The organism is Plantactinospora sp. B24E8 (assembly GCF_039871735.1).
In the GTDB taxonomy this organism is placed as follows: Bacteria; Actinomycetota; Actinomycetes; order Mycobacteriales; family Micromonosporaceae; genus Plantactinospora.
In genome coordinates this window covers 86658-101308 of the sequence record NZ_JBDPMH010000026.1, presented here as the reverse complement: position 1 = coordinate 101308, position 14651 = coordinate 86658, and the positions used below count along the sequence as shown (strand labels likewise).

Sequence of the window (14651 nt, the reverse complement as noted above, 5' to 3'; positions counted from 1 at the left end):
GGCTGGCCGCGGGTCACCGGGCACCCGTGGCGTCTCGACGGCCGCCCCACCGCGCAATGGTCACGCCCCGGCGTCGCACCGCGATGACGTCCTGATGATCAAGGTGATCATGCTCGGGTCGGCCGCGTCGTGTCATCTGGCTCCGTCCCGACACCGTGTACGGGCTCCCACCGGCCACCCCGGCGGGAGCCCGTACCTGCAAACCCGGTCAGGTCACTCGGCGCGCAGGTGGTCGACGTCGTGCGTACCGGGGCTGCCCCAGAGCCAGATCACCCGTACGTCGGCCAGCGCCGCCCCGTCACAGGACATTTCGCTGAGCAGGTCGACCACCACCGTCGTCTCGGTGTTCTCCGGCACCCAGCCGAACGTCGACTGGCACCACGCCCAGCCGGCACCGGTCTGCACCGCGATCGCACTGGAGGTGCCGCCCGCTCCGGCCCGCAGGTCGTAGCGGAGCGTCGCCTTCGCCGACAGGTCCACCGGCTCCGGCAGGGTCACCCCGAACCAGCCACCGCCGGTGGCGGCGACCCGCAGCCCGGCGGCGCCCTGGGTGGCGTACTCGGTGGTCTGGCTGAGTGTGCCGGCGTCGGCCTGCCAGTCGCCGGGTGCCCAGCCCTCCACCCCGGTCTCCCAGGAGGCGAGCAGGATCGGGTCGCCGGCGGCCGGCTTCACCGTCACCACCAGCTCTGCCACATTGGAGGTACAACCGGCCTGGTCACGGATGGTGTAGGCGGCGGTGGCCCGGCCCTGGAAACCCTCGTCCGGGGTGAAGGCGACGGTCCCGGTCACCGGGTCGAGCGTGAAGCCACCCCCGGTAACAACAGCGTTCACCTGCTGCCCGGCGATGCTCGGGTCCAGGTCGATGCTGGCCGGCCGGACCTGTGTCCGGTACGCGATGTCGTTGCCGGCCGGGGTGAGGGTGACCGGCGTACCGGTTTCGGTGACCGCGCTGTCGTGGTCGGCGACCGGCGGCCGGGACCGCTGCCCGTGCCGGATCTCCTCGCCCGCGTTGCTGATCGTGGTGCAGACCGGGCTCGGGCAGTAGACGGTGAAGCCGTCGTAGTCCGGATAGGGCGAACCGTCGTCCTGCACGCCGGAGAGGATCCAGTACAGGAAGCCGCTGCCGCCGGTGCCGGTGAAGGCGTCCGTCCAGCGTTGGAAGACCGGGTTGCGGGTGGCTTTGTCGTGCCAGCCGAACTCGCCGAGCAGCACCGGCTTGCCGAGCCGCCGCGCGTCCCGGTTGTGTCGCTTGATCCACTCGGCGCCCCAGGTCGCGTCCTTGCCCCAGTGGTCGGGATAGAGGTGGTACGACACCACGTCGACCGCCGGCAGCCGGGTCAGGGCCAGCGAGTCGACGCCCTCGCCACAGTTGGTCGTCCAGTCCGCGCTTGCCGGGTCGTCGCAGTAGAAGCCCTCGTCACCGACGCTGGCCAGGTGCCTGCGGTCGATCGACTTGATGTGCCGGGTCATCTCGTCGGCCCAGGCGGTCAGGGTCTCCGTCGTGCAGTCCGGTGACGTCGGATAGACCCCGGAACCCTTGCACCGGGGCTCGTTGCCGAGTTCCCAGGTCATCACCGTCGGGTCGTCCTTGTATTTCACCCCGGTCAGGGTGTTGGTCCGGTTGAGTACGTGCGAGATCCAGTCCCGGTACCAGCCCCGGATCACCGGGTCGGTGTAGAACTCGTCGTGGTACTGCCCGCCGCGCCAGCGGACGTACTGGTCCATGCCGCCGAAGTCCCGCCAGTTGTTGGTCAGCGGGATGACCAGCTTGATCCCGGCCTGCCGGGCGGCGAAGAGCACATAGTCGAGCCGTTCCAGACCGTCCGGTCCGTCGTGGTAGGCCGGCTTCTCACCGTCCCAGTACTGGAAGTAGACCCCGTCGGCCGGGCCGGCGACCGAGTCCGTGCCGCCCGGGGTGCCGATGTCGAGGAATCCCCAGTGCCGCAGCACGGTGAAGCCGGCCGCCCGCGCGTCGGCGACAACGTCGTCGACCATCGTCCGGGACTTGTACATCAGGTAGTAGTTGTTGGTCCCGGCGAACCGGAACCGCTTGCCGTCCAGGTACAGCTGGTCGCCCTTCCGGACAACAAACCCGGCGGCGGTAGTGGTGGTGGAGTCGGGCGTCGGGGCGGCCAGGGACGGGGCCGGCTGGGCGGTGAGCAGCAGCCCGGCGACGGCCAGCAGCAGGGTGACACGGCGTTTCATCGGGTGGTGGTCCTTCCGCAGATCAGCGGTGCCGGAACGAGGTCCGGTGCCCGCCGCCACCACGACCGCCGCGGCGTGCGCTACTCGCGCGCCACCAGGTCGTTGACGCAGCGCAGCACCGGCCGGGCGGTCAACGCGGCCGGATCCAGCCGCTGCCGTGACCGCACGGTGAACGTGGTCGACTCCCCGGGAAGCAACGTGACCAGCGCCTCGTCGACCACCGCCGCCGGATCGAGCCGGTCCGGGGCGAGCACCAGGTCACGCAGCACCGTCCGGGCGGTGACCCGGACCCGTACCCCGTCGGGGGTCTGCTCGACCGTGGTGTCGTACTCGGCCTGTGGGTAGGCCAGCTCGCGGTCCTCCGCGAAGAACCAGAAGGCACGCTCGGCGGTGCCGCCGGGATCGGCGAGCAGCAGCTCGGCGCGCGGATCGTCGGGCCGGGCCAGGTCCGCCGGCAGCGGCCAGCTCGCCGAGGAGTACGCCGGCACGTCCAGCTCGATCGACGTCTTCGCCCTCGGTTCGCCGGCCAGGGTCAGCCGGGTCACCTCGACCCGGCCCGTCCACGGGGTGCCGCCGTCGTTGACCGCGACAAGCGTCGGTTTGCCGTCCCGGGGCTGCACGGTGAGCAGCCGGTCGGCGTACGAGTGGCGCAGCGCGTACCAGAGGGGTTTACGCCGGCCGTCGCCGTCGACCGCCGCCCACGAGGTGACCGGCCAGCAGTCGTTGAGCTGCCAGACCACGCTGCCCATGCAGATCGGCCGCAGCGACCGCAGGTGCTCGACCCCGACGCTGATCGCCCGGGCCTGGTTGACCTGGGTCAGGTAGTGCCAGTCGTCGAAGTCGCGCGGCTCCGGCAGATGGGCGGCGAGTCCCCGGGCCAGTTTCAGGTCGCCGTCCCCGGCCTTCTGCCGGTGCGCCATCGCCACCGAGTCCGCCGCCAGCTCGCCGTCGCCGATCGCCCGCCGCAGCGTGGCGTACGTCGCCGGCCCCTGGTAGCCGAACTCGGCGACGAACCGGGGCCGGTAGTCGCGGTAGTGCAGGTAGTCGACCTGGTTCCAGACGTCCCAGATGTGGGTGGTGCCGTGCGCCGGGTCGTTCGGGTGCCGGTCGGGGCTGCCGGACCACGGGCTGCCCGGCCAGTACGGTCGGGTCGGGTCCAGTTCGGCGACGATGCCGGGCAGCAGCTCGAAGTAGTAGCCGGCGCCCCAGCTGCGGCCGGCGAGCGGCTCCTGCCAGTCCCAGTCGTGCCAGCCCCAGATGTTCTCGTTGTTGCCGAACCAGGCCACCAGACTCGGATGGCTGGCCAGCCGGACCACCTGCTCGGCCGCCTCGGCGCGTACCTCGGAGGCGAACGGCTCCTCCTCCGGGTAGGCGGCGCAGGCGAAGAGGAAGTCCTGGGCGACGAGCAGGCCGTGGGAGTCGGCGAGGTCGTAGAAGTCCTCCGACTCGTACCGGCCGCCGCCCCAGACCCGCAGGAAGTTGACGTTCGCCGCGACCGCCTGGTCGAACCGTTGGGCGTAGCGGGCCCGGGTGACCCGGGTCGGGAAACAGTCGTCCGGGATCCAGTTCACGCCCCGGGCGAAAATCGGACGATCGTTGACGACCAGGGTGAACGGCGTGCCGTGCTCGTCCGGGGTCGTGTCGACCCGGACCGACCGGAAGCCGATCCGCCGCTGCCAGGTGTCCAGCTGCGCGCCGCCGGCGTGCAGGGTCACCTCCAGCGGATAACGCGGCTGGTCCCCGTACCCCCGGGGCCACCACAGCTCCGGGTCGGCGACGGTGAGGGTCAGGTCGATGCCGCGCTGGCCGGGTGGCAGCACCGCCTCGACGGTCTCGCCGGCGACGGTGGCCCGGACGGTGACCGGCGCACCGTCGACCGAGCCGTCGACCACGTCCTCCGCCGGGCCGTTGTCCCCGTCACCCGGGGTGTCGTCCCCGCCCGCCGGGACGGTGGTGTGGTCGGTCGGGATGGCGTCGCCGGCGCGGTCGATCTCGACGTGTACCTCGACCCGGCCCTCCCGGTCCTGCCGGTCGGTGGCGACCGTCACCAGTGGACGGACCTCGGCGAGTCGGGCGACCCGCCAGGTACGCAGCCCGATCTCCTGCCAGATGCCGGCGGTGACCAGGGTCGGTCCCCAGTCCCAGCCGAAGTTGCAGGCCATCTTGCGGATGAAGTGGAACGGTTCCGGGTACGCGTTCGGCCGGTCACCGAGCCGGTCCCGCCACTGTTCGGCGTAGCGGTAGGCGGAGTCGAAGCGGACCCGCAGCACGTTGTCGGCACCGACCCGCAGCAGTGGTCGTACGTCGAACCGGTAGCCGCGGTGCATGTTGGCGGTCCGGCCGACCTCGACGTCGTTGAGGGTGATCGTGGCCACGGTGTCCAGGCCGGCGCAGACCAGCTCGACCCGGGCGTCGTCGTCCGGGTCGCCGGCCCAGGCGAAGGTCGTCTCGTAGCGCCAGTCGGTCCGGCCGATCCAGGCGAGTGTCCGCTCGTTGTCGTCGAGGTAGGGATCCGGGATCAGTCCGGCGGCGAGCAGGTCGGTGTGCACACACCCCGGCACGGTGGCCGGGATCCGGACCTCGGCGACCGCTTCCGGGATCTCCGGTCCGGGCACCGCGCTCAGGAACCAACCGTCGTGCAGGCTCTGCCAGGACGTCACAAGCACCTCAACTCGGGGTCGCGTCAGGTGGGCGTCGTTACCCTAGGATATTGACAAGCGTCGACTGAACCGGATAAGTAACGTCACCGTACGGCCGGCCCCGCACCCTGTCAACGGGCGCCCGACCGGGGCCGGAACCGCAGCGCCGGCAGGCTGCCGCCAAGATTGGCGGGTCGCTATCCTTAACCGGAAAAGTTGTCCGTCGTCGGCCCGGACCCGGCGGACACCGGCCGACGCCCGCGACCAATGACCGCCCGCGACCAATGACCGCCCGCGACCAACAACCGCCCGCGACCACCGCCGGCCACGGCCACACAACCGAAGGAGCGCCGGGTGAAGCGGCCGACAATCGCCGACGTGGCCCGCCGGGCCGGCGTCTCCAAGGGCGCCGTCTCGTACGCGTTGAACGGCCAGCCGGGCGTCTCCGAGGCCACCCGGCAACGCATCCTCGCCATCGCCCAGGAGATCGGCTTCAACCCGAACAGCGCGGCCCGGGCCCTCTCCGGCGCCACCGCGAACGCGGTCGGGCTCGCGCTCTGCCGCCCCGCCCGCATCCTCGGCATCGAACCGTTCTTCATGGAACTGATCAGCGGTGTCGAGGCGGAACTCTCCGCCCGGTCGTACGCGCTCACCCTCCAGGTCGTCGACAGCCCCGACGCCGAGATCGCCGTCTACCGGCGCTGGTGGGGCGAACGGCGGGTGGACGGCGTCCTGGTCTGCGACCTGCGCACCGACGACCGACGGGTCCCGGTGCTGGAGGACCTCCACCTGCCGGCGGTGGTGATCGGCGGCCCCAACCACGGCAGTGGGCTCCCGCACGTCTGGTCCGACGACGCGGCGGCGCTCACCGAGGCGATCGAATACCTGGTCGCGCTCGGGCACCGCCGGATCGCCCGGGTCGGCGGCCTCCCCGACCTGCTGCACACCGAGATCCGCACCGAGGCGTTCCGCACCCTCTGCGGACGGCTCGGCCTCGACCGTACGCTCACCCTCTCCTCCGACTACAGCGGCGAGGAGGGGGCCCGGGCCACCCGCCGACTGCTCAGCTCCGCCGACCGGCCGACCGCGATCGTGTACGACAACGACGTGATGGCGATCGCCGGGCTCGCCGTCGCCCAGGAGATGGGGCTGGCCGTACCGGCCGACGTCTCCATCGTCGCCTGGGACGACTCGCCGCTGTGCCGACTGGTGCACCCGCCGCTGACCGCACTCAGCCGGGACATCCCGGCGTACGGGGCACACGCCGCCAACCGCCTGCTCGCCGCGATCTCCGGCCAGCCGACCGGCGACTACCAGGACGAGACGGCCCACCTCATCCCGCGCGGCAGCACCGCGCCGCCCCGCTGACCACCGGGGCACGACGGGACGCCCGGGCGTCGCCTACGGCGGGTGACCGGGTTACCGATAGCATCGGCGTCGCAGGCCTGACCAGCGAGGCCCGCAGGCCTGACCAGCCAGGAGGACGACGCCGTGCACGTACCACCGATTCCCCACCTGACCGCCGCCGACCCGGAACTGGCGACGCTGATCGAGGGTGAGGCGAAGCGGCAGCACGACAAGCTGCGGATGATCGCCTCGGAGAACTACGTCTCCACGGCGGTCCTGGAGGCCAGCAGCACGGTGCTGACCAACAAGTACTCGGAGGGCTACCCCGGCCGCCGGTACTACGAGGGCCAGCAGTTCGTCGACCCGATCGAGACGCTCGCGATCAGCCGGGCGAAGGACCTCTTCGGCGTCGACCACGCCAACGTGCAGCCGTACTCCGGATCGCCGGCGAACCTCGCCGTCTACCTGGCGTTCCTCTCCCCCGGCGACACGGTGATGGGGATGGCGCTGCCGATGGGCGGGCACCTCACCCACGGCTGGTCGGTCTCGGCCACCGGCAAGTGGTTCAACCCGGTCCGCTACCAGGTCTCGAAGGAGACCGGTCGGATCGACCTCGACGAGGTCCGCGACCTGGCCCTCCGGGAACGTCCCAAGGTGATCTTCTGCGGCGGCACCGCCGTACCCCGCACCATCGACTTCGCCGGCTTCGCCCAGATCGCCCGGGAGGTCGGCGCGGTCCTGGTCGCGGACATCGCGCACATCGCCGGTCTGGTCGCCGGTGGCGCGCACCCGTCGCCGGTCGGGCACGCCGACGTGATCACCACCACCACGCACAAGACCCTGCGTGGCCCGCGCGGCGCGATGATCATGACGACCGCCGAGCACGCCTCCGCGATCGACAAGGCGGTCTTCCCCGGCCTGCAGGGCGGCCCGCACAACCACACCACCGCCGGCATCGCCGTCGCGCTCCGGGAAGCCGCCACCGACGACTTCCGCCGGTACGCCCACCAGATCGTCGCCAACGCCCGGACGCTCGCCACCGAACTCGTCGAGCGGGGCTTCACCCTCTCCTCCGGCGGCACCGACAACCACCTGATCCTGGCCGACCTGACCGCCAAGGGCATCGCCGGCAAGCCCGCCGCCCAGGCGCTGGACCGGGCCGGCATCGAACTGAACTACAACACGGTGCCGTACGACCCGCGCAAGCCGTTCGACCCGTCCGGGATCCGGCTCGGCACCGCCGCACTCACCACCAGGGGCCTGACCGAGGAGCAGATGCCGCAGGTCGCGGCCTGGATGGACGAGGCGATCACCGCCGCGACCAAGGACGACGCCGCCGCCCTGGACCGGATCGCCGGCGAGGTCGGCGACCTGCTGGCGGCGTACCCGATGCCGGGCTACACCACCGCCTGACCGCCGGAGGCCGCGCCCCCGGGCGGGCAGGCCGCTAGTCCGGCGGTGGGACTGCGGGCCCGGCCTCAGCCCGCCCGGTGTGGGCCAGACCTGGCCGGGCACGCATCTCGTTCCCAGAGCCCTACCTACTTTGAGGCCGGGGAACGTGATCACTTTCCGTGCATGCTGTATGCCGCCGATGCGAGATCGTCGACATCGACGAGCGCTTGACACGTCTGCCGGGCAGGCTCGCCCGTCAGCCCAGGGTCGGGTAGCCGGAGGGAGTTTCACCCTCCGGCTCCCACAGATCCCGGCGTGACAGTCTCCTGTCACCCGGCTCTTGTCATCCTGGTCACCAAAAAGCACGTGTGGTTCGAGCCGGGCGCTTCCCCGGGCCGCCGGTCTCCTGCCGGAACCTCCTGGCAGCTACCCGGGCCGGAATCCAGAACCCGATGTGGAGATCCATGTACAGGAGTTTTGGCCGAAATCGCGACGTCCGGTTCTTATGCTCCACCGTCCATGCCGGATGTATCAGACGGTCAGACCGGCGCTGACCAGCCAGATGTGTTCGCAGGTCGAGGATGCCTGTTGCAAATTCTCGCGGGACTCCTGTGAGACGTGGTAGAAGGTCCGCTCGATCATCCAGCACAGGGCGCGTGCCATCGCCGACGCTTGTTCTGGTTCGGTGCCGGCCTGAACGCCGGCACGTTCCAGGACCGCGGCGATGGCTGTGATGAACAAGTCGGCTGTACGGTTCCACAGCTCGCCGATCTCCGGCACGGTCAGGGACAGGTCGATCGCCGTGCGCATGACCAGGCCGTGCTCGTTCCATAGGTCGACCGTGCGCCGCATGGCTGCCGCGATGGCCTGGCGCGGCTCATCGGCCTGCGCGGTGACCCGGGACCGCTCCCACAGTTGCTCAACCGTCCGGGCCACGAGCGCCGTGACCACTTCTTGCTTGGAGCCGAAATAGAAGTACAGGGCGCCGCGTGTAATGCCGGCGCCCTGGGCGATGTCGCCGACGGTCATGGCTTCGTAGCCCATCCGCGCCAGCAGAGCCGCGCAGGTATCCAGAATGGCTCGCTCCCGGACATCGCCCTTGCGTTCGGCGGCGCGTCGGCTTCGCGCGGGGTGGTAGCCGGGCATCAGAGCTGAGCACCCTCGGCGAAGTCGGTCGTACGGGAGAGCGTCTCCCATGTGCGAATGTCCTCGTCCACGGCCGTGCGCGCGGCGGTGACCAGTCGCAGCGCGTCCGAGCCCAGGACGAGATGGGCCGGCGGCTGGTCCACCGTCGTGATGTGCACGACGGCTTCCCCGGCCTTGGCCGGGTTGCCCAGTTGGTTCCCGCTTGCCTTCTGCCGCGCTTCGCGGATGGGGGTGAACAGCTCGTCGTAGTCGTCGATGGACTGCGCGGTGCGTGTCATGGACCGTCCGGCCCAGTCGGTGCGGAAGGAGCCAGGCTCGATCGCCGTCACGTGGATCCCGAACTGCGCGACCTCCTTGCCCAGCGCCTCAAGGATGCCTTCTAGCGCGAACTTGCTGCCGCAGTAGGCGGACATGCCAGGCACGGCCATGAGCCCGCCCATGGAGGTGACGGCCATCAGGTGTCCGCGGCGACGTCGGCGCATGTGGGGCAGTGCTGCCTGTAGGGTGGCCACTGCCCCGAGTACGTTGACCTCGAATTGCCGCCGCACCTCGGCCAGCGGGGTCTCCTCGAAGGTGCCCTCCAGGCCGTAGCCGGCGTTGGCGATGACAACATCCAGAGCTCCGACGCTCTGCTCTACCTCTGTGATCACATTCGAGACGGCGTCGCCGTCCGTCACGTCCAGGATGCGGCCGTGAGCCTGCCCGGGTTCGAGCTCTTCGAAGGCTCGCAGGTCCTTCTCCGAGCGGACCGTGCCGACGACCGTGTGCCCGGCGGCCAGGGCTGCTTGGGCGAAGGCACGTCCGAGGCCCGTGCTGACGCCGGTGATGAGCCACTTCTGTTCCTGCATAGTTCCTCCAGTTGGGCCTCGGAAGGAGCCTGGTTGTTCCCTCACCTCCAATTCTACACGGCGTCGATTTTTGCCATCGTCATGCAGATTCTGGTGACCCCTTACGGCTCCGCGTGTAGGTGGGGCTGGTTGCCTTTGACGGTCAGGATCCAGTGGGCCCCGCGCCGCGCGAGGTAGGTGACGTGCTCGCGTTGGCAGTACAGGGCGTCGGCGGTGACTACGGTGTCGCGCAGGTCGCTGATCTGGTCGAGCAGCGGTGCGAACCGGGTGATCTCGTTGGTCTTGCCGTCGACGTCGATGCTGGCCAGGACCACACCGGTAGCCTGGTCGCAGGCGGTCATCACGTGCCGGGCAACGGTGTCGGTGGTGCGGGAGCCGCGCAGGGTCTTGCCGTCGACGGCGATCGCCCGGCCGGCGAGCCAGACACTGATCGCCGCGGTCAATAGCTGCGGGTCCACGGCCTGCAACAGCCGACGGATCATCGCCTCCGATGGGCGCCGGTCGGCAGTCATGCCCAGGGCGAGAGCCGTCGTGGCCGGCACGTCGGCGACCCATTCGGCGATCGCGGCGTACGAGCGGTAGCCGGCGACCACCGCACACACCGCTGCGGTGACCACGACCGTCAGCCGGTGCCGGACGCCTCGCCTGGCGCGTGGATCAGGCAGACCAGCGAGTGCTTCGGGTAGCCCACCGGCGGTTTCGACAACGGTCAGAGCCGGTGCACAGGACAGGGACGAGATCAGCGATGATGGCAGCGCGGGCATGACTCACTTCGGGCGATCAGCATGGCGTCGATCCAGGCTGGCGAGCTGCCACCGCCGATAGCCACCGGGACGACGCCCTGGAATTGTAGTTGCGGTGCCCGCCGCGTCGCGATCTCACCTGCGCCGAGAGCGGGAAGTCCGTCTTCCGAGTGGCCCGCCGCGAACCACTGCCGTCCCACTTCCGACGACACGTTACGCGCGGCCAGGACGCTATCGATCATAGAACGGGCAAGTGTGTACTTTTGAAGGAAGTTGTGCAGTTGTCCGGGAAGGCCGAGCCCCGCGTAGTCGGTTGCGACAACCGCGTACCCGTCCCGCAGGAAGCGCGCGATGATGCTGTCGTATCCGCCCAACTCCGGCTGCCGCGAGAGTGCACAGTCCGGCCCGACGCCGGTCGTCCCGTGCCCCCATGCGATGATCGGCCACCCGCCCTCGGGGCGTGCACCGCGTGGAACCACCAGGTAGCCCGTTACCGCGATGGGTGTCCCATGGACTCCGTCCGAGCGATACATGATCCGCCATGCCTGGGAGCTGGCCTCCCGAACAACCTCGGTCACTGGCATCGGCTCGACGGCGAACACTCCACCGACCGGCGTCGCCTTCAACTCCCACCTGCTCGGATTCTGGTAGAAGTCCGTTCGCCGGGCATCGCCCCCCATAATCGCGCCACCGGCCGAGCCGGACAGGGTGAGTACGGCAAGGACACCGAGCCCGATACCGAGGGCCGCACGCCAGACCCGGCGCCCCGGTCTGGCTCTTCGCCGCACGTGGTCGCCCGACTTGAGCGGGCCTTCCGGTGGGCGGTCAGCCGTCCAGCTTGCTTCCGCCGAATTTGATCCATGTTGTGCCACAATCGACCTCCATCCGAGGATTGGGTGCGTGCAGCCAGCATCAGCTGAAAACGCATATGTGACACTGTTTCGGCTTCGTCTCACCGTTTCGGCGACATGCACCACAGCCCCGGTTTCCCACAATCGGGAACCTGGTCGATCGGGCGTTGCGGTCAACGGGACGCGCTCGGGAACTCCTCCAGGAACGCCTCCACCCGTTCGGCCGGCGCCGGCCGGGACAGCGCGTACCCCTGGCCGAACCGGCAGCCGGCGGCCCGGGCCTGGCTGACCTGGGTCGGCGACTCCAGCCCCTCCGCGATGATCTCCAGGCCGAACCGCCGGCCCAGGCTCACCACCACGTCGATGAACGGCTTGCTCTCCCCGTCCCGGCTGCCCCGGTCGATCACCAGCGTCCGGTCGACCTTGAGGAAGTCGACCGGCAGCCGGCGGAGCTGGGCCAACGACGCCGGACCGGTGCCGAAGTCGTCCAACGCGGTCCGCACCCCGACCGTCCGCAGCGCCGCGAGCTGGGTCACCGCCGCCGGGATCTCGACACTGCCGCGAGGCTCGGCGATCTCCAACACCAGCCGCTCCGGCGCCACCCGGTGCTCGGCCAGCGCCGCCGTCACCCGGCCCACGAAGTCCGGGGAGGCCAGCTCCCGCGCCGAGACGTTGATCGCCATCCAGATCGGCCGGGACCGGTGTGACCAGGCGGCGAGCTGCCGGCAGGCGGTGTCCAGCACCCACCGGCCCAACTCCTCCACGAGCATCAGGTCCTCGGCCACGGTCAACAGTTCGGCCGGCAACACGGTGCCGAGCGCCGGGCTGCGCCACCGCAGCAACGCCTCGATCCCCACCGGCTGCTGGTCGTCGAGGTCGAGCACCGGCTGGTAGACCAGGTCCAGCTCGCCCCGCTGCGCCGCCCCGGGCAGTTCCCGCTCCAGGTCCAGCCGCCGGGTGAACTGCTCCTCCAGCTGGTCGTCGTACCACTCGACCCGGTTGCGGCCGAGCTGCCGGGCCCGCAGCCGGGCCAGATCCGCCCGGCGCAGCACGTCGTCGACGCTGTCCCCGCCGGTCAGGTCGGCGAGCCCGATGCTGGTCCCGAGATACACCAGGGCGCCCGGCATCTGGTACGGCTCGGTCAACGCGGTCAGCAGCCGGGTCCCCATCGCGTACGCCAGCACCGGACGGTCCACGGTCAGTACGGCGAACTCGTCGCCGCCGAGCCGGGCCACCACGTCGTCGGTGCCGACCCCGGTCTTGAGCCGACGACCGACCTCGGCCAGTACGGCGTCGCCGAACTGCCGGCCGTGCGCCTCGTTGATCCCCGCCATCCCGTGCAGGTCGACCACGAGCAGGGCACCGGCGTGACCCGGCACCGCCCGCTGCGTGACGATGGTCCGGGTCAGCTCCCGGCGGTTGGCCAGCCCGGTCAGCTGGTCGGTGAAGGCGAGTTCGTGCAGGGTCCGTTCCAGCCGCTGCCGTTCGCTGACGTCCCGTACGTGCACCACCAGCGCCGCCACCTCGGGCACCCCGCGCTGGTCGCTGATCGTCGACTCGGTGTCCCGCCAGACGCCGTGCCCGTCCCGCAGCCGTGCGGTGACCAGCTGCGGACGATCGGGCACCTGCCGACCGGCGATGACCCCGGTGAGCACCGCGGTGACGTCCGGCGCGTCGTCCGGATGCATCAGGTCCGGGAAGAGCCGCCCCACCACCTCGGCGTCGGCGAGCCCGAAGAGCCGGGCCGCGGCCGGGGACTGCCAGCGGATCAGCAGATCCTCCCCGACGATCAGGGTCAGGTCGTTGGCCCCGGAGACCAACGACCGGAAGTGTGCCTCCTGGCCGGCCAGCCGGCGGGCGTAACGCCGGATGTCGAGCATCACCAGCACCTCGCGGACCACCACGGTCGGGATGATCGCCAGCCCGAGCAGGATCGAGGTGCTGTCGAAGTGGCCGACGGTGACCAGGTGGTAGAGGGCCGAGAGGGTGGCCAGGATCGCCGGAATGGTCAACAACGGGTACGCGGTGAGCGTGGTCTGCGGCTCGGTCGGCCCGGCGGGCGGCTGGGCGACCGGGTTCGCCCGGCGGGCCCCGGCGGCGATCAGTGCCGGGCCGGCGACCAGCGGGATCGCGACCAGCGGCACAGCCGTCGGCGCGGCGTTGTAGTCGGTGAGCACGGCGACCAACGCGAGGCCGACCACCGCCGACCCGGCACCGAGCCCGCAGAGGGCGGCGGAGCGGCGGTGCTCGTACGCGCGCAGCGTGGTGATCGTGATGATCGGCAGACCGACGACGGCGAGCAGGGCGGCGACCATCGCCAGTGGCGGCAACCCGCCGGCCGGCGGGATCACCCAGGCGGAGAAGGCCAGGCTGATGCCGAGGCTCAGCCCGTCGAAGGCGCGCCGCAGTCGTACCGGCACGGTGCTGGCGGCGCCGGGCAGCATCAGCATGCCGAGCAGGTAGAGGAGGAGGGCCACGGCGAGCCCGGCGAGTGCCACCGCGTCCCGGGCCTCGGCCGGCGACAGCATCAGCACGACCGCACTGATCCCGCTGGCGAGTACGCCGAAGCCGAGGAAACCGGCACCCCGGCACGGCCCGAACCCACGCTGGGCACGGTGCAGCCGGACGGCGAGCCGGACCAGTCGGCTGGCGGCCAGCGCGGCGGCCACGCCGACCGCGCCGCCGACCGCCGCGTACGGCGGCAGGGCGCCGAGGTGGGCGGTCAACAGCACGCCCACCGCGAGCAGCGGGGCACCGGTCTCGATGAACCAGACGGCGAGCCGGCGGGCTCGACCATCCGCAGGTTGCGCCACGGACATGGCGGCTGCCTTCGCAGAGGGGGGCACGGGGCGTGGTGCGGCACAGCGAGTCTGGTCGGGTGAACCGGCCAAACAATTCCTATCAACCCCCAACGATCGGTCGGGGGCGTGGTTACGGGCTGGTAGGGGGTTTCCCACCGACGCGCGTCCCTGATCTTTGCGCACCTGGCGCCGGTGGGAAAGGACCGAGCGGTGGAGCCTCGTGTCGGGTCGACCGGCCCAGGTGCGAAAATCGCGGGGTGAACAGGACCAGCAGTCTCCGGTTCCGGCACAACCAGGCGATCTGGGTGGCCGCCGCCATCGGGTTCCTCGGCGCCGTACCGCTCGCCTCGTCCCGCTGGTATCTCACCCCGGTGCTGCTGATCCCGCTCGCGATCGGCCTCTGGGCCTGGCGGGCCGGCACCGACGCGGACCCGACCGGGGTACGGATCCGGGCCCTGGTCGGGCAGCGGACCATCCCCTGGTCCGACATCGTCGAGCTGGGCGCCGACCCGCGCGGTCAGGCGGTGGTCCGGCTCACCGACGGGCGTACCACGGCGCTGCCGGCGGTCCGCTCCACCGACCTGCCGGATCTGGTCGCCGCGAGCGGCCAGCGGCTCCGCCCGGACGGCGACCCGGACGCCCCGGAGCCGGCCGCCCCGTAGGCGACGGGCCCGGAGCC

The 14651-nt window shown here is 70.9% G+C and carries 10 protein-coding genes; 3 read left to right on the top strand and 7 right to left on the bottom strand.

The window, feature by feature from the left end; translation table 11 throughout:
- Positions 1-213 precede the first annotated feature (213 nt).
- Positions 214-2205: a cellulase family glycosylhydrolase gene (locus tag ABGB21_RS27635; protein ID WP_347680259.1), complete on the bottom strand. Its 1992-nt coding sequence runs from the start codon at positions 2203-2205 to the stop codon at positions 214-216.
- An 80-nt stretch (positions 2206-2285) separates the two neighbouring features.
- Positions 2286-4865: a glycoside hydrolase family 2 protein gene (locus ABGB21_RS27630; RefSeq protein WP_347680257.1), complete on the bottom strand. Its 2580-nt coding sequence runs from the start codon at positions 4863-4865 to the stop codon at positions 2286-2288.
- Positions 4866-5198: 333 nt separating this feature from the next.
- On the opposite strand from ABGB21_RS27630, the gene ABGB21_RS27625 reads away from it, so the two are divergent.
- Together ABGB21_RS27625 and glyA are read left to right on the top strand one after the other, a co-directional pair.
- Entirely contained in the window at positions 5199-6212 is a 1014-nt protein-coding gene (locus tag ABGB21_RS27625; protein WP_347654699.1) for a LacI family DNA-binding transcriptional regulator, read from the top strand.
- 123 nt (positions 6213-6335) lie between these two features.
- Positions 6336-7604, top strand: coding sequence for a serine hydroxymethyltransferase (gene glyA / locus ABGB21_RS27620; protein ID WP_347680255.1), 1269 nt, complete (start codon positions 6336-6338; stop codon positions 7602-7604).
- 510 nt (positions 7605-8114) lie between these two features.
- Here glyA and ABGB21_RS27615 read toward each other — a convergent pair.
- The 5 genes from ABGB21_RS27615 to ABGB21_RS27595 form a co-directional block, all read right to left on the bottom strand.
- Positions 8115-8729, bottom strand: coding sequence for a TetR/AcrR family transcriptional regulator (locus ABGB21_RS27615; RefSeq protein ID WP_347654697.1), 615 nt, complete (start codon positions 8727-8729; stop codon positions 8115-8117).
- Positions 8729-9577, bottom strand: coding sequence for an oxidoreductase (locus ABGB21_RS27610; RefSeq protein ID WP_347654696.1), 849 nt, complete (start codon positions 9575-9577; stop codon positions 8729-8731). The genes ABGB21_RS27615 and ABGB21_RS27610 overlap by 1 nt, the downstream gene beginning before the upstream one ends.
- Positions 9578-9678: 101 nt before the next feature.
- Positions 9679-10341 carry an ISAs1 family transposase gene (locus ABGB21_RS27605; RefSeq protein WP_347680253.1) on the bottom strand — a complete coding sequence of 221 codons (663 nt, stop codon included), beginning with the start codon at positions 10339-10341 and terminating at the stop codon, positions 9679-9681.
- Positions 10317-10946 carry a lipase family protein gene (locus ABGB21_RS27600; protein WP_347680251.1) on the bottom strand — a complete coding sequence of 210 codons (630 nt, stop codon included), beginning with the start codon at positions 10944-10946 and terminating at the stop codon, positions 10317-10319. The genes ABGB21_RS27605 and ABGB21_RS27600 overlap by 25 nt, the downstream gene beginning before the upstream one ends.
- Before the next feature lie 398 nt (positions 10947-11344).
- Positions 11345-13990 (bottom strand): EAL domain-containing protein, encoded by a 2646-nt coding sequence (locus ABGB21_RS27595; RefSeq protein ID WP_347680249.1) that lies wholly within the window; start codon positions 13988-13990, stop codon positions 11345-11347.
- A gap of 239 nt (positions 13991-14229) precedes the next feature.
- Here ABGB21_RS27595 and ABGB21_RS27590 point away from each other — a divergent pair, with 239 nt between their 5' ends.
- The gene (locus ABGB21_RS27590; protein WP_347654691.1) at positions 14230-14634 is read left to right on the top strand and encodes a PH domain-containing protein; all 405 of its coding nucleotides are present in this window, start codon (positions 14230-14232) and stop codon (positions 14632-14634) included.
- The last annotated feature ends 17 nt before the right edge of the window (positions 14635-14651 follow it).